General features: G+C 70.7%; 15 protein-coding genes and 2 pseudogenes. 9 read left to right on the plus strand and 8 right to left on the minus strand.

The window, feature by feature from the left end; all coding sequences use genetic code 11:
- Positions 1–190 precede the first annotated feature (190 nt).
- Positions 191–1,636 carry an MFS transporter gene (locus ACQY0Z_RS25105; RefSeq protein WP_439812840.1) on the minus strand — a complete coding sequence of 482 codons (1,446 nt, stop codon included), beginning with the start codon at positions 1,634–1,636 and terminating at the stop codon, positions 191–193.
- 81 nt (positions 1,637–1,717) lie between these two features.
- On the opposite strand from ACQY0Z_RS25105, the gene ACQY0Z_RS25110 reads away from it, so the two are divergent.
- Together ACQY0Z_RS25110 and ACQY0Z_RS25115 are read left to right on the plus strand one after the other, a co-directional pair.
- Positions 1,718–2,119 carry a winged helix-turn-helix transcriptional regulator gene (locus tag ACQY0Z_RS25110; RefSeq protein ID WP_254587270.1) on the plus strand — a complete coding sequence of 134 codons (402 nt, stop codon included), beginning with the start codon at positions 1,718–1,720 and terminating at the stop codon, positions 2,117–2,119.
- 64 nt (positions 2,120–2,183) lie between these two features.
- Positions 2,184–2,751, plus strand: a pseudogene (locus tag ACQY0Z_RS25115) (MFS transporter); the annotation flags it as partial.
- Positions 2,752–2,930: 179 nt separating this feature from the next.
- On the opposite strand, the gene ACQY0Z_RS25120 reads toward ACQY0Z_RS25115, so the two are convergent.
- From ACQY0Z_RS25120 to ACQY0Z_RS25135, 4 genes and pseudogenes are all read right to left on the minus strand, one after another.
- Entirely contained in the window at positions 2,931–3,365 is a 435-nt protein-coding gene (locus ACQY0Z_RS25120; protein WP_439812841.1) for an acyl-CoA thioesterase, read from the minus strand.
- 58 nt (positions 3,366–3,423) lie between these two features.
- The gene (locus tag ACQY0Z_RS25125) at positions 3,424–4,092 is read right to left on the minus strand and encodes a hypothetical protein (RefSeq protein ID WP_439812842.1); all 669 of its coding nucleotides are present in this window, start codon (positions 4,090–4,092) and stop codon (positions 3,424–3,426) included.
- Positions 4,089–4,286, minus strand: coding sequence for a DUF397 domain-containing protein (locus tag ACQY0Z_RS25130; protein WP_254587268.1), 198 nt, complete (start codon positions 4,284–4,286; stop codon positions 4,089–4,091). Before ACQY0Z_RS25130 ends, ACQY0Z_RS25125 begins: the two co-directional genes overlap by 4 nt.
- Positions 4,283–4,709 (minus strand): annotated as a pseudogene (locus tag ACQY0Z_RS25135) (DUF5753 domain-containing protein); the annotation flags it as partial. The gene ACQY0Z_RS25130 and the pseudogene ACQY0Z_RS25135, both read right to left, overlap by 4 nt.
- 235 nt (positions 4,710–4,944) lie before the next feature.
- Between ACQY0Z_RS25135 and ACQY0Z_RS25140 the strand changes: the two are divergent.
- Together ACQY0Z_RS25140 and ACQY0Z_RS25145 are read left to right on the plus strand one after the other, a co-directional pair.
- The gene (locus ACQY0Z_RS25140) at positions 4,945–9,621 is read left to right on the plus strand and encodes an RHS repeat-associated core domain-containing protein (RefSeq protein WP_439812843.1); all 4,677 of its coding nucleotides are present in this window, start codon (positions 4,945–4,947) and stop codon (positions 9,619–9,621) included.
- A 30-nt stretch (positions 9,622–9,651) separates the two neighbouring features.
- Positions 9,652–10,383, plus strand: coding sequence for a hypothetical protein (locus ACQY0Z_RS25145; RefSeq protein ID WP_254587565.1), 732 nt, complete (start codon positions 9,652–9,654; stop codon positions 10,381–10,383).
- 27 nt (positions 10,384–10,410) lie between these two features.
- Here ACQY0Z_RS25145 and ACQY0Z_RS25150 read toward each other — a convergent pair whose 3' ends face one another.
- Positions 10,411–11,343, minus strand: coding sequence for an MBL fold metallo-hydrolase (locus ACQY0Z_RS25150; RefSeq protein ID WP_189899005.1), 933 nt, complete (start codon positions 11,341–11,343; stop codon positions 10,411–10,413).
- A gap of 169 nt (positions 11,344–11,512) precedes the next feature.
- Here ACQY0Z_RS25150 and ACQY0Z_RS25155 point away from each other — a divergent pair, with 169 nt between their 5' ends.
- Positions 11,513–12,412 (plus strand): helix-turn-helix domain-containing protein, encoded by a 900-nt coding sequence (locus ACQY0Z_RS25155; protein WP_189899003.1) that lies wholly within the window; start codon positions 11,513–11,515, stop codon positions 12,410–12,412.
- A 122-nt stretch (positions 12,413–12,534) separates the two neighbouring features.
- On the plus strand, positions 12,535–13,437 hold the full coding sequence (locus tag ACQY0Z_RS25160; RefSeq protein ID WP_439812844.1) for a GNAT family N-acetyltransferase: 903 nt from the start codon (positions 12,535–12,537) through the stop codon (positions 13,435–13,437).
- 143 nt (positions 13,438–13,580) lie between these two features.
- On the opposite strand, the gene ACQY0Z_RS25165 is transcribed toward ACQY0Z_RS25160, so the two are convergent.
- A complete protein-coding gene (locus ACQY0Z_RS25165) occupies positions 13,581–15,752 on the minus strand; it encodes a hypothetical protein (protein ID WP_439812845.1) in 2,172 nt (723 codons plus the stop codon).
- 171 nt (positions 15,753–15,923) lie between these two features.
- Between ACQY0Z_RS25165 and ACQY0Z_RS25170 the strand changes: the two genes are divergently transcribed.
- A complete protein-coding gene (locus ACQY0Z_RS25170) occupies positions 15,924–16,724 on the plus strand; it encodes a GNAT family N-acetyltransferase (RefSeq protein ID WP_439812846.1) in 801 nt (266 codons plus the stop codon).
- Positions 16,725–16,770: 46 nt separating this feature from the next.
- On the opposite strand, the gene ACQY0Z_RS25175 is transcribed toward ACQY0Z_RS25170, so the two are convergent.
- Entirely contained in the window at positions 16,771–17,979 is a 1,209-nt protein-coding gene (locus tag ACQY0Z_RS25175) for a pyridoxal phosphate-dependent aminotransferase (protein WP_189898996.1), read from the minus strand.
- 81 nt (positions 17,980–18,060) lie between these two features.
- On the opposite strand from ACQY0Z_RS25175, the gene ACQY0Z_RS25180 reads away from it, so the two are divergent.
- Together ACQY0Z_RS25180 and ACQY0Z_RS25185 are read left to right on the plus strand one after the other, a co-directional pair.
- A complete protein-coding gene (locus tag ACQY0Z_RS25180) occupies positions 18,061–18,687 on the plus strand; it encodes a winged helix-turn-helix transcriptional regulator (protein ID WP_189898994.1) in 627 nt (208 codons plus the stop codon).
- Positions 18,684–19,061, plus strand: coding sequence for a hypothetical protein (locus ACQY0Z_RS25185; protein ID WP_439812847.1), 378 nt, complete (start codon positions 18,684–18,686; stop codon positions 19,059–19,061). The genes ACQY0Z_RS25180 and ACQY0Z_RS25185 overlap by 4 nt, the downstream gene beginning before the upstream one ends.
- Positions 19,062–19,110: the final 49 nt, after the last annotated feature.

Raw genomic sequence — 19,110 nt, forward strand, 5'->3', positions numbered from 1 at the left:
TAGTTACGCACGTAGATTCACAGCGTGTAAAGAGTCTCCTTGCTTCTCTGGTGGTCTGGTCCACTGTAGGAGTGGATGGCCAGGAAACTTGGGAGCCGAACGGAGGAAACTTTCATCGGATGAAAGCAGGAACCGGGTCCCGGTGATCCGGAACCCGTCCTTCACCTCGCACTTCCAACCGTCGTGGTTCTTACGTCTTCTGACGAGGCGTCCGCAGCACGACCGCCGCCAGTCCCAGCGCGCCCGCGGCGATCACAGCCGCCACGCGGAACGCCACCTGATACCCCTCCGCCGTCGCCGCCACCACTCCGGCGCCTTCGCCCAGCAGGGTGTCGGTCCGGCCGGCCGCGAGCACCGACAGCCCGGCCAGCCCCAGCGAACCGCCGACCACCTGCGTGGTGTTGAACAGCCCCGACGCGAGCCCCGCGTCCTCCTCCCGCGCCCCCGACATCGCCAGCCCGGTCAGCGCGGGCATCGCCGCCGCGAACCCGACGGCGAGCAGCAGCATCGGCGGCAGTACGTCCGTCATGTACACCCCGTTCTCGGGCGCACGGCTGAGCAGCGCCATCCCCACGGTGATCAGCACCAGCCCCGACAGCAGCACCCGATGCCCGCCGAACCGGCTCACGACGCGCGCCGACAGACCGACCATCAGCACCCCGATCACCACGGGCGCCGGCAGGAAGGCCAGCCCGGTGGTCAGCTCGTCGTGGCCGAGGACCCGCTGGAGGTACAGCGCGCCGATGAACTGGAAGCCGTACATCGTCGCGATCATCAGGATCTGCACGGCGTTCGCCCCGCTCAGCAGCCGCGACCGGAACAGCCCGAGCCGCAGCAGCGGACGCGCGGCCCGCGCCTGACGCACGACGAAGCCCGCGAGCAGCGCGAGGGCGAGCGCGGAGAGCGACAGGGTGCGCCCGGCGGCACGCTCGCCGGAGCCGACGATGACGTACACGGTGAGCGTCAGCGCGCCGGTGATCAGTGCGGCCCCGACGTGGTCGGCGTTCCGCGCGAACCCCGCACCCGGGTCCGGCCGGTCGTCGGCCAGGACGCGCACCGCCGCGACCAGCGCCACCACCCCGATCGGCAGGTTGATCAGGAAGATCCAGTGCCAGCCGAACGCCTGCGTCAGCGCCCCGCCGAGGAATGTGCCGAGCGCGCCGCCCGCCGCCCCCACGGCACTGAACACCGCGATCGCCGCCGCCTGTTCACGGCCCTGCGGGAACAGCGCCACCACCATGCCCAGCACCACGGCCGACGTCATGGCCCCGCCCACCCCCTGAAGGGCGCGCGCCGCGATCAGCACGGCCCGCTCGTCCGCCACCCCGCACAGCACGGACGCCGCGGTGAACACGGCGAGCCCGGAGGTGAACATCCGCCTCCGGCCCACCAGGTCCCCGAGCCGCCCGACGAGCAGCAGCAGCCCGCCGAACGGGATCAGATACGCGTTGACGACCCACGCCAGCCCCGGCGCGCTGAAACCCAGGTCGCTCTGGATCGCGGGCATGGCGACCGTGACGATGTTCCCGTCCAGGATCGTCATCAGCGTTCCCGCGCACAGCACGGCGAGAGCGGCCCAGCGGGAGAAGACGCGGCGCGGGGCCACGGAGACCGGTGACTCCGTAGAGGTGGACATGGGTACGACCTCCAAAGGTGCACGACTTGTAACGGGGTACATCGTCAGTGACCATGGAGGGCGCCGTAAGGAGGCAGTCGGATGTCACGGAGGAACACCGGTGTTACCCCGCAGGCAGTGAACGCGCACGCGTGCCCGGTGCGGGAAGTTCTTGACAGGGTCGCCGGCAAGTGGAGCGTGCAGATCCTGGTGGCGGCGGCCCAGGGGCCCATCCGCTTCACGGAACTGGAGCGCGGCATCGAGGGGATCAGCCGCCGCATGCTCACCCTGACGCTGCGGCAGCTGGAACGCGACGGACTGGTCAGCCGCACCGTCCATCCGACCGTGCCGCCCAAGGTGGAGTACGCCCTCACCCCGGCGGCGGAGGAACTGTACGAGACCCTGCTGCGCCTGACCGACTGGGCCGAACGCCACCGCGTCTACATCGCCGAGTCACGGGCGGCCTACGACGCCGCCCACGACCCCGAGTTGGTGGACGCCTAGTCCGGGGTCTGTCTGTCCGGCGGAGCACTGATCCGGTGCCGGCAGGGCCCTTCGGCGCGAGGCCGAGATCGGGCGCAGCAGGCCGTTCCTGCTGCTCGCCGCCGCATTCACCTTGTCGGCCTTCGCGATGTACGCCGTCGTCGTCGCTCTGGTCCCCCTCCTCCTGGAACGCGGGTACACCGCCGGCCAAGCGGCCTGCGTCCTCGGCACCGGCGGCGCCGGACAGACCCTCGGCCGTACCTTGTACGCAGCTCTCGCCCGCCGCACCACGGCAACGGCCCGCACCACAGTCCTGATCGCGCTCGGGGGCCTGAGGACCGCCGCCTTCGCTGTCGTCCCCAGCCCCTACGCCCTGCTCATCGCCGTATCGGTCGCGGCCGGCATGGTGCGTGGCAACCTCACTCTGCTGCAGGCGACTGCCGTCACCGACCGCTGGGGCGCCGCCCATTACGGCCGGCTCTCCGGGCTCCTCGCCGCACCGGCCACCGCAGCCGCAGCCCTCGCACCCTTCGCCGACGCCGCCCTCACCGCACCCCTGGGCGGCTACGGACCACTCTTCCTCCTCCTCGCTGCCGTCTCCATGGCGGCCCGCCCTCACCGCGCCATGGACAAGCACCCCCGGACACCGCTGAGGGGCTCGCCCAAGCGGGCCGTGGAGCGGCGCCCAGGGCGGGACGTGCGTAGGACGAGCCGCCAGGCAGCTGATCCAGTCGTGGGCTGCTCCGCAAGTCCGCTGCGGTGCTGCGCCGATGCTGATGACGGGGTGTCGCCGAGCGCCGACGCGGCAAGGTCTGCGGCCGGGTTCCTGGACCTAGGTGTCGCCGTCCAGCCCGAAGAGGGCGGTGTCCTTCGTCAGCTCGCGGAACACGCCCTGTGGGTTGGGGACCAGCTTGCGCTTCTCCAGGTCCAGCAGGCCGCCGACGGCGCTGACCTCCGCCGCGACCGTGCCGTCCGTCTTCGTGATGGTCTGCCGGATGGTGAAGGTCTTGCCGCCGCCCCACTCGAAGACGCAGCTCACGTCGACCTCGTCACCGGCGAGCAGTTCCCGCTTGTAGCGGATCGTGGTCTCCAGCGCGACCGGCCCCACCCCGTGCGCCTGAAGACGCGACTGGGTGATCCCGGCCTCCTGGAGCAACGACCAGCGTGCGTGCTCCGCGTAGTTCAGATACACCGCCTGGTTCAGATGGCCCTGCACGTCGGTCTCGTATCCGCGCACGGTCACGCGGACGGCATACGGCTCGCTCACTGCGTCCCCTTCACACCGGTTCGGTTCGTCACCCGATCCACCGATCTTGGCACGCCCCTCAGACACGGCGCGGAGAGGCCAGGACGTAACGCCTCCGCGTCCGGGGCTCCGTGTACTCCCCGGCCTGCCAGCCCGCCCCCTCCAGCGTCTCCGCGCAACCCCGCAGCATGGCCGCGTCCGGCGCGTACACGGCGACGGCGTCCGGCTGCGGGGTCTCCCGCACCCGGTAGCCGTCGTCCCCGTCCGCCGCCCCCGCCGGCCGGTGCCCGGCCGCCTCCAGCGCCAGCGCGGCGGCCTGCACGAGGTGCGTGCGCTCCCAGGCGCAGGGGCGGTCGGTCGACGCGTCGGGGTTGGTCATGCGGCGCAGTTCCAGCATGCCCTGCCATGCGCTGCGGACCTCCCGTGCACGGGCGGCGCCCTCGGCGGCGGGGGGTACGGGCTCGCCGCCGACGCGGGCGGTGAAGACGCCGCTGGTGGTGGCGGGTGCCTGCGGCTGTGCCTGCGGCTGTGGCTGCGGCTCGCTGGGATCGGATGGTTCGCCCGCGGCCTCGCGCGCCCGGTGCCCGGCGGGGGTGAGGAAGTGGTCGTGCGGGGGCCGCGGATGCCGGAAGGCGAGGCCGCGCTTCACCAGCGCGGTGAGCTGGGCCTCGGTCCCTTTGAGACGCCCGGTCTCGGGGTCCGCGGCCTCGATCAGCCGGCGCTGGGCGGCGGTGAGCGGTCGGGTCATCGGCGTCCGGACGCGTAGGGGAGGAAGGCGGACCATTGGGTGGGGGTGAAGGTGAGGTGGGGGCCCGGTATCCGCTTCGAGTCGCGTACGCGGACGGCGGCGGGGGCGAGTGCGACCTCCACGCACTCAGGTCCGTCGTTCGTGCTGTAGCTGCTCTTGAACCAGGTCAGTTCCGTGCGGGACTTGGCGGTCATGTCTCTCCCAGCACTTTCTCGATGAAGGCCAGCGACTCACGGGGTGTGAGGGCCTGCGCCCGGATGATGCCATGGCGGATCTCCAGGATCTGGATCTCCTTCGGGGTCGGAGATCCGCCGGTTGAACAGCTGAACCTCGACGCGCCCCACGGTGGGCCCCTCCTTGAGCCGCAGCAGTTGGAGCGCCCCCGCGAGGCCCGCGTGGTCCTCACGATTCGTGGGCAGCACCTGGATGTCCATGTTCCGCCGCCGACCCACCTCCAACAGATGTTCGAGCTGCTTGCGCATGACCATTTTGCCCCCGAGCGGCCTGCGCAGCGTGACCTCTTCCTGGACGAAGTCGAACATCGGGGCGGGCTGCTCGGCGGAGACGCGCTGGCGCGCCAGGCTGGCCTCGACGAGACCGTCGACCTGTTCATCGGAGCAGGCCGCCGCCCACGTCCACTCCTTCACGTAGATCTTCGAAGAGCCGCAACCTACGCGATCACGCTGACAGGACCGCTGCGTGTTCGACTGCTGCCCGCCACCCGCCACGGTCCCTGCGATGCGGTGACTTCGGCGGCAAGAAGCCCTCTTCTCCTCGAATCAATGTTCCAAGTAAGTTCACGCGTGCACATGAGTTGTTGATGCGCCGACAGGTGTTGACGGGGGTTGCGCGATGGTGGGCCACAGGCCGAGTGACTGGCATGTTCTGGACCTGGACAAGGACCCGACCCCCGGAGATCCGCAGCGGGTGCGCACGCTCGCCAGGACGCTGCACGACTTCGCCGACGACGTGTCCGAGGCGTTGCGTCTGGTGAGGGGCATGGCGGGGGAGAGCACGCTCGCGGAGTGGGCGGGAAAGTCGGCCGCCGTCTTCAAGGAGGAGTTCTCCGGCGTACCGAAGAACCTGAAGAAGCTCGAGAAGTCCTACGGCATGTGCGGTGACGCGCTCGCCGACTTCTGGCCGAAACTGGAGCGGGCGCAGGCTCTGGCGGACAAGGCGCTGCGTCAGGCGCGGGAGGCACGGGAGAACCTGTCCTCGGCTCAGTCGAAGCTCGCCTCGGCGGAGTCGTGGGTGACGCGGGCGTCGAAGGAGGCCGACAAGTACAAGGACGACCCGACCGGCAGGAAGTCGGACGCCGACAAGCCGGACGAGGCGCAGGTCCGCGCGGCCACCCGGGACGTCCAGCAGGCCAAAACCGCGCAGAGCAACGCCCGGTCGGCCGTGGAGGACGCGCAGAGCGCGCTGGACGCGGCGAAGAAGATGGCCGAGGACGCGCGCAAGATGCGTGAGGACGCGGCCCGCGAGGCCAAGTCGAAAATCGACGAGGCGTCGGACGCCGGCATCCAGAACCGGTCGTGGTGGGAGGACATCGGGGACTGGTTCACCGACAACTGGGACTCGATCGTCGCCGTCTCCAAGGTCGTCGTCGCGGTCGTCGGCATCGTTGCGATGATCATCGGGGGGCCGATCCTCGCCGCGATCGTCGTCGTGGCCGCTCTTGTCGTCCTCGCCGACACTCTCAACAAATATCGCCAAGGGCAGGCGTCGCTGTGGGACGTGGGGCTGGCAGCCCTGGACTGCATACCCGGAGTCAAGGGCCTCACATCCCTTGGTGCGATGGCCAAAGGCATGAAGGGGATGGCCACCGCCGTCCGGGGCGGCCTGAAGACGTTGCGCTCCGGCGCCAAGAACCTTCTCGCGAAAGCCAAGCCCTACAAGGGCCGGTGCCGGGGCGGCGACCCGATCGACATGGTGTCCGGCGAGATGCTCATGGAGCAGGTGGACCTGGAACTCGGCGGGCTCCTGCCGCTGATCGTCCGACGTACCCATGTCTCCACCTACCGCTGGGGTCGCTGCTTCGGAGCCAGTTGGACATCGACGCTGGACCAACGCCTGGAGATCGACGACCAGGGAGTGGTGTTCGCCAGTGAGGACGGCATGCTCCTGGCCTATCCGATCCCCGCGCCCGGCACCGCGACCTTGCCTCTTGAAGGGCCTCGACGGCCGTTGACGTGGAACGGTGACGGCGGAGGCACGATCGTCGTTCACGACGACGAGACCGGACGAGCGCATCACTTCGCCCCCGGCGCACGGCGCGACGGTGACACTGCCGCCTACATCCTGCCCCTCGCCGCGATCACCGATCGCAATGGGCACCGCATCGACTTCCTCTACGACGAGGCGGGCGACCTCGCCGAGCTGCGCCACTCGGGCGGCTACCGGGTGGCCGTCGCCACGGAACACGGCCGGGTCACGTCATTGAGCGTTCGCAGCTCCCCGGAAGACGGCTACGGCGCGGAAGCCCACGCACCGTGGGCGGTGGTGCGACGCTACCGCTACGACGCGGAGGGCAACCTCTGCGCCGTCTCCGACGGGCAGGGCCGGGACTTCCAGCTCACCTACGACGCCGAGTCCCGCATCACGAGCTGGACCGACCGCAACGGTGGCTGGTACCGCTACACCTATGACGAGCGGCACAGGGTCACGGCCGGCAGGGGAGCGGACGGCTTTCTGGACTGCTCCCTCACCTACGACGACGCGGCACGCGTCAACAGGTACCGCAACTCCCTTGGCCGGGTCACTGCGTACCGGTTCGACGAGCGTCTGCAACTCGTGCAGGTCACCGACCCCCTGGGAGCATCGATCCGCCGGGAGTGGGACCGGCACGGACGCCTGGTCTCCTGGACCGACCCGCTGGGCCGCACGACCCGTCAGGTCTTCGACGCGGCCGGTCACCTGACCGAGGTGGTCAGGCCCGACCTCAGCTCGACCCGGGCCGAGTACGACGAGGCAGGACGCACCCTCCGGCTCACGGAACCCGACGGTTCGTTCTGGAGCTACACCTATGACGAGCAAGGAAATCGTCTGACTGTCACCGACCCGTCCGGCGCAGCCACCCGCTACGGATACGACGCCATGGGGCGGCCCGTCTCGGTCACCGACGCGCTCGGTCACACCCGGCACATCCAGACCGACCCGGCCGGCCTGCCGGTGGCCTTCACCGACCCGGAGGGCCGGACGACCCGAGCGCGGCGCGACTCCTTCGGACGCGTGACTGCGGTGACCGACGCCTCCGGTGCCACCGACCGATTCGGCTGGACCGTCGAAGGACTGGCCTCGTGGCGCTCCTTCCCGGACGGCGCGACGGAGGCGTGGGGCTGGGACGGTGAAGGCAACCTCGTCTCCCACACGGCCCGCAACGGTGCGGTCACCTCGTACGAATTCACCCACTTCCACCAGCCCACCTCCCGCATCACACCGGACGGCCGCCGCTACACGTTCGCCTACGACACCGAACTGAACCTGACCGGTGTTCACAACGCGGACGGCCGTACCTGGCAGTACGCGTACGACGAGGCCAACCACCTGATCCGGGAGACGGACTTCAACGGCCGCACGCTCACCTACACACACGACGCGGCCGGGCAGCGTACCTCGTGGACCAACGGCGCAGGTCAGACCACCGACGTGACCGTGGACCTGCTCGGCCGGCCACGCCAGTACCGCACGGCGGACGAGGTCACCACCTACGAGTACGACAGCGCCGGCTCACTGCTCCGCGCGGCCAACCACGACACGGCGGTCGAACGTACCTACGACGCCATGGGCCGCACCCTGACCGAAACGGTCAACGGCCGGACCACCACGTACACCTACGATGCCCTCGGCCGCCGCATGAGCCGACGTACTCCCTCGGGCATCACCTCCACCTGGACCTACGAGGCGACGGGCCACCCGCACACCTTGACCGGCACCGGCAGCCAACTGCGCTTCGCATACGACGCCGCACATCGTGAGATCCGCAGAACCCTCGGTACGGAGGCGGTGCTCCACCAGAGCTGGGACGACTCCGACCGGCTGACCGGACAGTCTGTGACCACGCCCGGCCGCGGCAGGGGTGACGCGGGCGGTGAGCTGCTCCAGCACCGCACCTACGAGTACGACATCGACGGAGTGCTCAGGGAGATCGACGAACTGCTCGGCGAGCGCCGCCGGTTCGACGTGGATCCGGTCGGCCGGCTGTCCGGCGTCAGGACCGCCGACCGCGAGGAGAGTTACGGGTACGATCGCGCGGGCAACCTCGTCGCCACTACCCGGCACGGCGGCACCGCGGAACCGCAGCCCCGAGAATTCGACGGTACGAGACTGCGTCGCGCCGGACGCACCGCCTACACCTACGACGGCCAAGGACGCCTGATCCGCAAGACCGTCCGTCTCCTCAGCGGCGGACGGCGCACCTCCCATTACGGGTGGAGCCCGGAGGACCGCCTGGTCCGGGCCGTCACACCGGACGGAGCCGAGTGGCGCTACACCTACGATCCGGACGGCCGACGGGTCGGCAAACAGCGCCTCGGCGCAGACGGGGACGTCCTGGAGGAGACGACATTCAGCTGGGACGGAACACGCCTCGCCGAACAGATCGAGACCGACGGCACCGTCACCACCTGGGACTACGCTCCGGGTTCCCACCGTCCCGTCGCCCAGACAGTGAGCGGTGGCCGCGAACGGCCGACGGCGGGCCGAGGCGGAAGCGACCCGAGCGATACCGACGCCCGCTTCTACGCCATCGTCACCGACCTCGTCGGAACGCCGACCGAACTCGTCTCGGCGGACGGCCGAATAGTCTGGCACCGCAGATTCACGGCCTGGGGGCAGCCGACCGGCGCACCGCCCCCGGGCTCGGAAGCCGAGTGCCCCCTGCGCTTCCCCGGGCAGTACGCGGACGCCGAGACCGGCTGGAACTACAACTACTTCCGTTACTACGACCCGGAGACCGCGCGCTACCTCAGCGCCGATCCCCTGGGCCTGGCCCCGGACCCGAACGACTACGCCTACGTCACCAACCCGCTCCTGCTCCTCGACCCGCTGGGTCTCATCCGCGTCCGCGGCCAGCGCGGCCGGTGGGAGAGGGACCCGAACTCGCCCGTACAGACCCACAACCGGGACACCGAGTACCCCGGCAGCTATCGCCAGTCCACCCATGACGCCATGGCCGCCACGTGGACCGACGAGGGCATCGCACAGGGCGGCACACCGATGCGTCCCACCGGACAGCTCGACCCCCAGGGCCGTCAGATCATGGAACGCGTCCCCAGGTCCGAGCTGACCTGGCGCAACGCCGCAGGCGAGATCATCCCGTCCAACCAGCTCACGTACGAGCACCTGACGCCGGTGGTCGATCACTGGAACCAGACGGGCTACCGTTCCGACCGGGCAACCCGCAACGACTTCTACAACGATCCCGACAACATGGAGCCCATGACGAGAAGCGAGAACTCCCGTGGCGGTGCGCTCATGGACGCCACCTACCGTCAGGATGTCCACCCCACCCTTTACTCATGCACCTAGGGCCCCGTCCCCAGCACAGGAGCCAGCCTCATGAACCTTGAATCCGTCCTGTCCGCCATGCCCGGCGCCGCTCCCGTTCCCGGCCTGGCATCCGCGTGGCGGTGGTCGCCGAACCCGATGTTCACCTTCACCGCCGCACTGTCCACCGACGGCAGGCACAATCTGCAGGTCAACGTGCGGGGCCCCTACGACGAGGCGCTCGTCACGGCGCTGCTCGCCCACGCGCGCGCTCATGACGGCACCTTCGTGGGGCAGGGGCGGCCCCTGGTGGCCGTCGGCGGCTTCCACCACGACGGGACGCCCTTCGACACCGTGGGGGTGGCGGCAGCCGAGGTGCACGGCTACCACGCTGCCGAGAACGCCGAGCTGTCCGCCGTCACCTACGCCGTCTTCCCCGCCTACGCCAGTGAGATCTCGGGCAGGGAGAACGAGGAGGAGGCATGGGGCAGGTTCCGGAAGATGCTGCAGCCGAACAAGCTCGACCGTACCGAGGTGCCGTTCGTCAAGATGCGCTACCACAACACGCGCACCCGGAGCATGAGCAAGGGCGACGCCCGCGGCTTCGCTTCCCTGGACACGCTGGTGCGGGAACTGGGGCTGCTCGACGGCGCCCCCGGCAGCTTCGTCGAGTGGGAGGACCGGCACGGCGCCGTCCGGCGGGCGGACAGCACGGGCACCGGCCTCACACTGACGCACGACGCGACGCAGGAACCGGTGAACCCCGGACAACTGGAGGCCGTGGCCCGCACCAGCGTTCAGTGAGCCGCTGCGACGCGGCCACTTATCGACTCAGGTACGGGCGAACGGCGCCCACCGGGCCAGCCCGAACCCGCTTGCCTCACGCCGGATCTCGAACGCCCCCTGCCCCGGCAGATGAGCCGGGAACACCAGGGCGCGATGGTCGGCCGCGTACGCGAACATCCGTGCGCGGCTGGCGCGGGCGCCCTCCTCGTCCTCCTCGAAGCAGCTGTTCAGATGCGGCTCATGGATCTGGATCGCCCCGTGCAGCAAGTCCCCGGCGAACACAGCCCGTTCACCCCCGGACTCCAGGTGGACGACCGCCGACCCCGGGGTGTGGCCGGGGGCGGGCTCGAGCCGGAGGTTGCCGTCGATGACGTAGGACCCCTCCCACGTCGTGACGAGCCCCGCGTCGATCACCGGCTGCACGCTGTCCTCGTACACGTTCTGGTTGCCCCGCCCGAACTGGGTGCGGTGCAGGTTGTCGGGATGCCAGTACGTCACGTCGATCGCCGGCATCAGGTACGTCGCGTTGGGGAACGTCGGCACCCAGTCACGGCCGTCGAGGTAGGTGTTCCAGCCGACGTGGTCGTCGTGCAGGTGGGTGTTCACGACGAGGTCGACGTCCTCCGGGCGTACGCCGACGGCGGCCAGATCGGCCAGGTAGCCGGTGTCCAGGTACGACCAGATCGGCTGCAGCGGACGGTACTTGCCGTTCCCCGCCCCCGTGTCGATCACGATCACCCTGCCCTCGCTGCGCAGCACCCACGACTGGGTGGCGACACGGGTCAGGTCGGTACGGGCGTCCCAGTGGTCCGGGTCCAGCAGCGCGGCGTGCCGCTGCCACTCCTCCGGCTTGCTGCCGGGGAAGAAGACGTCGGTCGTCATCGGGGAGATGTCGGAGAACTCGATGACGCGGGTGATCTCGACGTCGCCCAGGCGGAGCGTGGTGACCTGGGGCGATGCGGTGCGGGCGGTGGGCATGGGTCTCCCTCACAAAGGGTTGGCCAAGGGGTGGCGGGCCGTCTCCGCAGTGGGCGGCGCGGCCGTACGACCGACTCTGCGGCCCCCGCTCGACCCGCCACCAGCCCCGCTCCTGCCTACCCCTGACAGGTGCAGGCTCCGCCCCACCGCCCCCGCGCATACTGGCCGCATGGACGACCGCACATCACCGCTCGGCGCGTTCCTGAAGGCGCGGCGGGCGCGGCTGAGCCCCGACGACGTCGGCCTGCCTCGGTACGGGGACCGACGGCGCGTCCCCGGGTTGCGCCGCGAGGAGGTCGCGCTGCTCGCGGGCGTCAGCGCCGGCTACTACACCCGGCTCGAACAGGGCCGGCAGGGCAACGCCTCATCGGAAGTCCTCGACGCGCTGGCCAGGGCGTTGCACCTGTCCCCGGCCGAACGGGACCACCTGCACGACCTGTCCTCGACGACCGCCCACCGCACCCGCCGCCCGACCGCACCGGGCGGCGCGGAAACCGTCTCCGTCGACCTGCGCACGCTCCTGACCACCATGGCCGCCCACGTCCCCGCCCTGGTCGTCGGCCGCCGCAACGACGTACTGGCCTGGAACCGCACCGGCCACGCCCTCCTCGCCCCCCACCTGGACTTCGCCGCACCCGACGACCCGGCCGCCCGCCCCAACCTCTCCCGCCTGGTCTTCCTGGACGCCCCCACCCGCGCCCTCTACCGCGACTGGCCCGCGAAGGCCCGGGCGGTGGTCGGCAACCTCCGCATCCTGACCGCGCGCAACCCGGGGGACGCCCACCTTGCCGCCCTGATCGCCGAACTGACGGCCCAGAGCGCGGTGTTCAGGAGCATGTGGGAAGCCCACACCGTCGCCCCGTGCGGCCGTGACGTACACGCCCTCGCGCACCCGGCCGTGGGCGAACTGACCGTGACCCAGCAGACGTTCGACGTCCCGAAGGAACCGGGCCAGTCCCTGGTCACCTTCACGGCGGAACCCGGCTCGCACTCGGCGGCGGCCCTGGAAGCTCTGAAATCCCGTGGACGAACCACAGCCGCCCCCGTAGCGTGTGCCCCCACGCCCTGACTCGGACGGAAGGAGGCGAGTGCCGTGCGGTTCACCCCATTCCAGCGCTCCCTTCCCCACCGTCCCGGCGTGCACGAGGAGTTCTGACCGGGAGCGCTTCAGAAAGCACCCCGGAGGAATCCATGACCGACCTGGTCATCCGCACGCTCTCCGCGAGCGACGCCCACCTGTTCGACGCACTTCCCGACCCGCTGGGCGCCCGTGAGACCCACCGGCGTACGCGATTCCGCCCCGACTGGAAGCGCGTCGCCCTGCGCGACGGAGAGGTCGTGGCGCGCGGCGCGTGGTGGGGCGGGCCCGACGACCCGGAGCCGCTCAACGTCAACTGGTTCGACGTGGCCGAGGGCGAGGAGGAGGCGGGAGCCGAACTCCTGCGCTCCGCGCCCCGGCAGGTCGAACTCGAGATCAACCTGCCCGGCGGCTGGCGCGACGACCCGGCCCTGAGCCGGGCCGCCGAGACCCGCTTCACCGCCGCACGCGCCGCCGGTTACGAACTCCTGGTGGAACGCTTCCGATACCGCTGGACGCCGGACCGCGGCCTCCCCGACCGGCCCGGCCGCCTGACCTTCCGCGCAGAACCCGACGACGCCGTCTTCTTCGACGCACTGCGGCGCATCCACTCGGCGACCCTGGACGCCCACGCGCTCAAGGCGATCGAGGAGGGTGGCCTCGACCGGGCGGCCCAGGAGGAACTCGACTTCTTCCACTGGTGCCCGTCCCCACGCGAGTGGTGGCAGACCGCCCACACCCCGGACGGCGAGCTGGCCGGCATCCACATCCCGGCGCACAACCCGTCGGGCCCGACGATCGGCTTCATCGGTGTGCTCCCGGACCACCGCGGCCACGGCTACGCCTTCGACCTGCTCGTGGAATGCACCCGCCTCCTGGCCTACCAGGGCGCGGAGTACGTCGGCGCGGCCACGGACCGCGGCAACATCCCGATGGCCGGGTGCTTCGCGAAGGCCGGCTTCCCGGTCGTCAGCGAACGCGTCAACTTCCACCCGGTGACGGGCCGGGACGCCTAGAGAGACAACTCCGGGCGGCGCCCGCAGGGTGATGTGCGCGCCGCCCGGAGTGACGTCGGTGGCAAGGAAAGCGAAAGAGCTTGTTTCAGAAAGGAGTTGAGAAGGAAGCCCTTTCATGGCCTTGCCGAAAACTACGCTAGCACTCAGTCCGGGACGAGGTCGCGCAGATTTTCGCGGGTGATCACGGCCGAGTCCGGGTGCAGCCCCTCGGGACGTTCCAGACCGATGTACGTCACCGGCTCGTCCGGGACCGACGTGCCGTCCCACACCTCCACGGCCGTCCCACGGTCGGCCATCAGACCGGTGAGGTACCGCACCGTCAGGTACTCCCGCTCCACCACCGCCCGCACCACCTTGGACACCGACACCTGGTTCTCCTCCACCCGGTTGGCCGAGGAGATGCCCCGCAGATACAGATGCAGCCACTTCGCGCGCCACCGGCCGTCGTCCTCCCGCCGGAACACCAAAGGCAGCGCCACCCGGCCCCCGCCGCGCAGATCCGACTTCATCCGCACCGTGCGCGGCTCGAACGGCCGGCCCTTCTGCTGGCCGTCCCGCAGCATGAAGCCGAAGAACGACTCCTCGACCTCGTCGAAGCCCTCGCCGGCGAAGATGTTGACCTGCGGGACGATGAACGTGCCGCGCACCCGGTCCAGGGACAGTTCGATGAACTCCGAGGCCCCGTTCGGCGCCTCGGTGACGTCCCCCGAGTGCACACCCGCGACCGTCTTGAGCGAGGTGTACGACAGCCACGAGTCGGAGGTGTAGTCGGCGCGGAGGAGCAGCGCCGAGAGGTCGTAGTCGGTCCGCCGCGCCGCCTCCTTCCAGTACACGAAGAACCGCAGCCGCTCCCCGTCCACCGCCGAGACCGAGCCGCGCGGCAGCACGCCGAGTCCTGCCCCGGCAGCGTTCCCGCTGAGGGGGAGCGCCACGTCGAGGACGTCGGGGTCGACCAGCAGCCGCCCGGGCGCCGGCAGCCTGCGTCGCATCTCCGCGTCGAGGGCGGCGACCAGGCGGTCGCGGTCGGCGGCCGGCACCGGACGCCGGGCGTCGGGAGCGGCCCAGCCACGGCCCCGGCGGTTGACGAAGATCCGGGGTTCGCCGGTCTGCCGTTCCCGGTTGTGGAAGTGCTCACGGACGGACAGCACGACCCGCCCGGAGACCCGCGGAGCGACCCGCACCGCCGCGTCCACCACGGCGTCCCTCTCCTCCTGACCGGAGGCGATACGCAGCAGCAGGTCCAGCGCGCGGAACAGCTTGCCGGGCGCGGCCTCCAGCAGCCGTACCGCACCGGGCACGTCGTACGCGTCGAGCAGCCGCTCGAGACGGCTGTCGAACGACCGTGCCTCCTTCTCCCCGCGGGCGACCGCGAACACCTCGGCCGCGTGCGGCCACCGCGGGTACTCGTGCGGGTGGAGCCGCTCACCGAGCCGCTTGAAGGGCTCGCGGTGGGCGTGCACGTCGGCCAGCTTGGCGGCGTTCGCCGCGACGACGGCGTCCAGGCCCGCGAGCAGGGCACGGCGCACCGGCCGGGGCAGGGACCGGAAGCGGGTGGGCTCCTGGAGCGTCACGTCGCCGCCCGACAGCGCGCAGGCCAGCCGCAGCACGTCGGTGACGGTGTCGAGCAGCAGGTCCGCGCCGGCCATGAGCCGGGCCTCGTTGACGACCGCCCGGTTCTCCCGGACGGGGATCGACTCCGGCTGTGGTCCGAGCGCGCAGTGCCGGGCAAGGGTCCTGAGGTCGTCCAGGTGCTCCTCGCCCAGCGGCGTCGTGCTGCCGGCCAGGGCCAGGTACAGGTCGGTGAGTTCGTCGTCCAGATTCCGCCCGAGGTGCAGGGCGGTCACCCGGTCGCCCGCCGAGGCGATCAGCTCGTCCTGCGCCGCGAGCAGCTGCTCGTACGTGTGCTGGTAACGGCCGTACGTCGGGAGGGTGAGCAGGTTCAGCACCCCGCGCGACAGCTGTGTCAGCACGCTCCCGCGTGCGGCGTCGTCGGCGAGCGCCTTCCTCACGCACTCGGTCCAGAACTCCTCGGTGTCCGGCACGTTCGCCGGGAAGTCGATGAAGTACGCGTTGTGCCGGACATGGTCGCCCACCATCTCGCTCACCGTGCGCAGGGTCCGCCGGGCGGTGTGCACGACCGCGGCCTCCGACAGTCCGGACAGCCGCTCCAGCAGCTCCGCCGACAGCTTGAAGCCCACGGACATCAGTGCTGCGTCGAACTGCCGCGCGGCGGCGCCGCCTTGCCCGGCGGAACCTTCGGGGGCGGGGAGGCGGTGGGTGTGCCGGATGACCAGAGATGCGAGACCGTGCGCCATTCGTGGATGATCGCAGAGGGGTACGAACCGGCGCACGCGGGTTTTCACGCGGGGCGCGTGGGGGTGACACGGCTCGACGGAGTGGGTGAGGGGGCCTCCCGGAGGGGCCGGGGCGGGTACAACTCGTACCGCCCGAACGGCCCTGCCCATCCCTCGTCCGAGAGGAACCCCGTGCACGATCTCGCCGACTCCGTCGAGTCGATGGAACAACTCGCCACCGTCTGGCGGACCGTCGTGCTGGACCGTGACCCGGCCGCCGACGTCCGTGACCTGCCCGGCATCGCCGTCCGCTGGGCCGACAGCCGGTTCGCCTTCTGGAACTGTGTCACGCTGACCGACGTAGGCGCGGACGCCAGCCTCCTGGAGCGGCGCCTGAAGGAAACCGCGGAGATCATGCGGACGAAGAGCCGCCCCGGTTTCCTCTGGCTCTTCGAGGACCTCCTCGACGACGAGGCGCGCGCCGCGCTGGACACGACCGCCGAGCAGGCCGGCCTCGCCTACGCCTTCCCCGGCACGGGCATGGCCGGCGACCTGCTGCCCCTCCCCGAACCGCACCACCCGGACCTGACGTTCGAGCGCGTGACGACCGAGGAGCACCTCCGCGCCTACGCGGACATCAATTCCCGTGCCTACGGCTTCCCGCTCGAGGACGGCCGCGACGGACTCGCCGGCTCCCCGCTGTGGAAGAACGGCATCCACGCCTGCCTGGGCCTGCGCGACGGCACCCCCGTGGCCTGCGCCGCCACCATGGAGGCGCGGGGCCGCCTCTTCGTCCTGCTCGTCGCCACCGACCCGGAACACCAGCGCCGGGGCTACGGCGAGGCGGTGACCCGCAAGGCCCTGTACGAGGGCGCCCGCGCCACAGGACCCACCCGCGCCACCCTGCACGCGACCGCGGCCGGTGCACCGGTCTACCCCCGCATCGGCTTCCGGCCCAACTCCCCGATGCGGTTCTACGGGCTCCGGGCCTGAGGAAGCGCCCCTGGCTTCCAGGACTGAGGGACCGCCCCGGCCGTCCCTACTGCCGGTACCCGCTCAGGAACCGCCCGATCCGGCCGATCGCCGCCTCCAGGTCCTCCGCGTGGGGCAGCGTGAGGATGCGGAAGTGGTCGGGGGAGGGCCAGTTGAAGCCGGTGCCCTGGACCACCTGGATCTTCTCCCGGAGCAGCAGGTCCAGGACGAACTTCTCGTCGTCGTGGATCCTGTGCACCTTCGGGTCGAGACGCGGGAACGCGTACAGCGCCCCCTTCGGCTTCACACAGCTCACGCCCGGGATCTCGTTCAGCTTCTCCCAGGCCACGTCCCGCTGTTCGCGCAGCCTGCCGCCCGGGGCGGTGAGGTCGCGGATGGACTGGCGGCCGCCCAGCGCGGCCTGGATGGCGTACTGCGCGGGCGCGTTGGCGCACAGTCGCATCGACGCCAGCATGGTCAGACCCTCGAGGTAGTCCTTCGCGTGCTGCTTCGGACCGGTGACCACCAGCCAGCCCGAGCGGAAACCCGCCACGCGGTACGTCTTGGACAGGCCGCAGAAGGTCAGCACGACCAGGTCGGGGGCGAGCGCGGCGGCCGAGTGGTGCACGGCGTCGTCGTACAGGATCTGGTCGTAGATCTCGTCCGCGAAGACCATCAGGCCGTGCCGGCGGGCCAGGTCGAGGATGCCCTCGACGACCTCCTTCGGATACACCGCGCCCGTCGGGTTGTTGGGGTTGATGACGACGACGGCCTTGGTGCGGTCGGTGATCTTCGCGGCCATGTCGTCGAGGTCCGGGTACCAGTCGGCCCGCTCGTCGCACAGGTAGTGCACCGCCTTGCCGCCCGCGAGGTTGGTCACCGCGGTCCACAGAGGGAAGTCCGGTGCGGGGATGAGGACTTCGTCGCCGTCCTCCAGCAGCGCCTGCACCGCCATGGACACCAGCTCGGAGACGCCGTTGCCGAGGAAGACGTCGTCGACGTCGACCTCCAGGCCGAGCGTCTGGTAGCGCTGGGCCACCGCGCGGCGGGCGGAGAGGATGCCGCGCGAGTCCGTGTAGCCGTGCGCCTGGGGGAGCATCCGGATCATGTCCTGGAGGATCTCCTCCGGCGCCTCGAAACCGAACAGGGCCGGGTTGCCGGTGTTCAGGCGCAGCACGCTGTGCCCCGCCTCCTCCAGCGCGTTGGCGTGCTCGATCACCGGGCCGCGGATCTCGTAACAGACCTCGCTGAGCTTGCTCGACTGCCGGAACTCCATGCGCCCCTCCGGTTTCTGGTGTTACTTGGTTTTACCAAGTGGGTGCTTGGAAAGTCCAACGACATGTCTAGACTGCGAGGCATGCCACCTCGCCGAAGCTACGACCAGTACTGCTCCGCCGCCCGCGCGCTCGATGTCGTCGGCGACCGCTGGACCCTGCTGATCGTCCGAGAACTGCTGGCCGGGCCGCGCCGCTACACCGATCTGCACGCGGACCTGCCGGGCGTCAGCACGGACGTACTGGCCTCACGGTTGAAGGACATGGAACGCGACGGCCTCACCACCCGCCGCCGCCTTCCGCCTCCCGGCGCGGCCTACGTCTACGAACTCACGGCGCGCGGGCGGGAGTTGCTGCCCGTCCTCCAGGCGCTCGGCACCTGGGGCCAGGCGGAACTGGGCGAACGCCGCCCGACCGACGCGGTGCGCGCCCACTGGTTCGCGCTGCCGTTGCTGCGTGCGCTGGAGGGGGAAGGGCTTGTCGAAGTCCGCCTGGACGAGGGCTGCTTCCACGTCCACGCGGGCGCGGCCGAAGGCCCCGTCTACGGAGACGGCCCGGCCCCCGCCGGCCCGGACGCGGTCCTCACCCTCGACACCCCGACGTGCATCGCCCTCAGCCGGGGCGACCTGTCTCTCGCGGAGGCGATCCGGGACGGCAGGGTCGAGGTGACCGGAGACAGCCCGCTCGCCAAGCAGCTCAGGGAGGCGTGAACGCGGGGCGCGGCGCGTCAGGCTTCGGCGAACCGCGCCGCCAGCTCCCGATGCCGGGCGGCGGCCTCCCCGGCCTGCTCCGGCCCGACGGCGACCCCCGGCATCCCGGCCGGCCGCTCGACCCACGCGGCGAGACGCAGATGCCCGGTGCGGGCATGGTGGAGGACGGTCGCCACTGCGTCTACGACACGACGCCCCTCCACCGAGGACGGGCCGAGGCCCCGAGCAGCGCCTACGCGGACGTACTGCGGCAGGAGCGGCGCAGCTTGCTGCCCGCCTTCGGAGCGATCCTCGCCGGCGTCGCCTACGTGGTGTTCACCGCCGGGGAAGTACGCCAGGCAGACGCCCGCTCCAAGCGCACCCACGCCGCCTGAGCGCGCGGAAGGCCCGCACAGAGGCGGGCCTTCCTACCGGCGACAGGCG

It is taken from the genome of Streptomyces sp. P9-2, from assembly GCF_051903975.1.
GTDB lineage: Bacteria > Actinomycetota > Actinomycetes > Streptomycetales > Streptomycetaceae > Streptomyces > Streptomyces cellulosae.

Excerpts from the sequence above, each read along its gene's own strand:
- ACQY0Z_RS25105 (WP_439812840.1), bottom strand. The coding sequence starts at position 1,636 with ATGTCCACCTCTACGGAGTCACCGGTCTCCGTGGCCCCGCGCCGCGTC.
- ACQY0Z_RS25110 (WP_254587270.1), top strand. The coding sequence starts at position 1,718 with ATGTCACGGAGGAACACCGGTGTTACCCCGCAGGCAGTGAACGCGCAC.
- ACQY0Z_RS25125 (WP_439812842.1), bottom strand. The coding sequence starts at position 4,092 with ATGACCCGACCGCTCACCGCCGCCCAGCGCCGGCTGATCGAGGCCGCG.
- ACQY0Z_RS25130 (WP_254587268.1), bottom strand. The coding sequence starts at position 4,286 with ATGACCGCCAAGTCCCGCACGGAACTGACCTGGTTCAAGAGCAGCTAC.
- ACQY0Z_RS25140 (WP_439812843.1), top strand. The coding sequence starts at position 4,945 with ATGGTGGGCCACAGGCCGAGTGACTGGCATGTTCTGGACCTGGACAAG.
- ACQY0Z_RS25145 (WP_254587565.1), top strand. The coding sequence starts at position 9,652 with ATGAACCTTGAATCCGTCCTGTCCGCCATGCCCGGCGCCGCTCCCGTT.
- ACQY0Z_RS25150 (WP_189899005.1), bottom strand. The coding sequence starts at position 11,343 with ATGCCCACCGCCCGCACCGCATCGCCCCAGGTCACCACGCTCCGCCTG.
- ACQY0Z_RS25155 (WP_189899003.1), top strand. The coding sequence starts at position 11,513 with ATGGACGACCGCACATCACCGCTCGGCGCGTTCCTGAAGGCGCGGCGG.
- ACQY0Z_RS25160 (WP_439812844.1), top strand. The coding sequence starts at position 12,535 with ATGACCGACCTGGTCATCCGCACGCTCTCCGCGAGCGACGCCCACCTG.
- ACQY0Z_RS25165 (WP_439812845.1), bottom strand. The coding sequence starts at position 15,752 with ATGGCGCACGGTCTCGCATCTCTGGTCATCCGGCACACCCACCGCCTC.
- ACQY0Z_RS25175 (WP_189898996.1), bottom strand. The coding sequence starts at position 17,979 with ATGGAGTTCCGGCAGTCGAGCAAGCTCAGCGAGGTCTGTTACGAGATC.
- ACQY0Z_RS25180 (WP_189898994.1), top strand. The coding sequence starts at position 18,061 with ATGCCACCTCGCCGAAGCTACGACCAGTACTGCTCCGCCGCCCGCGCG.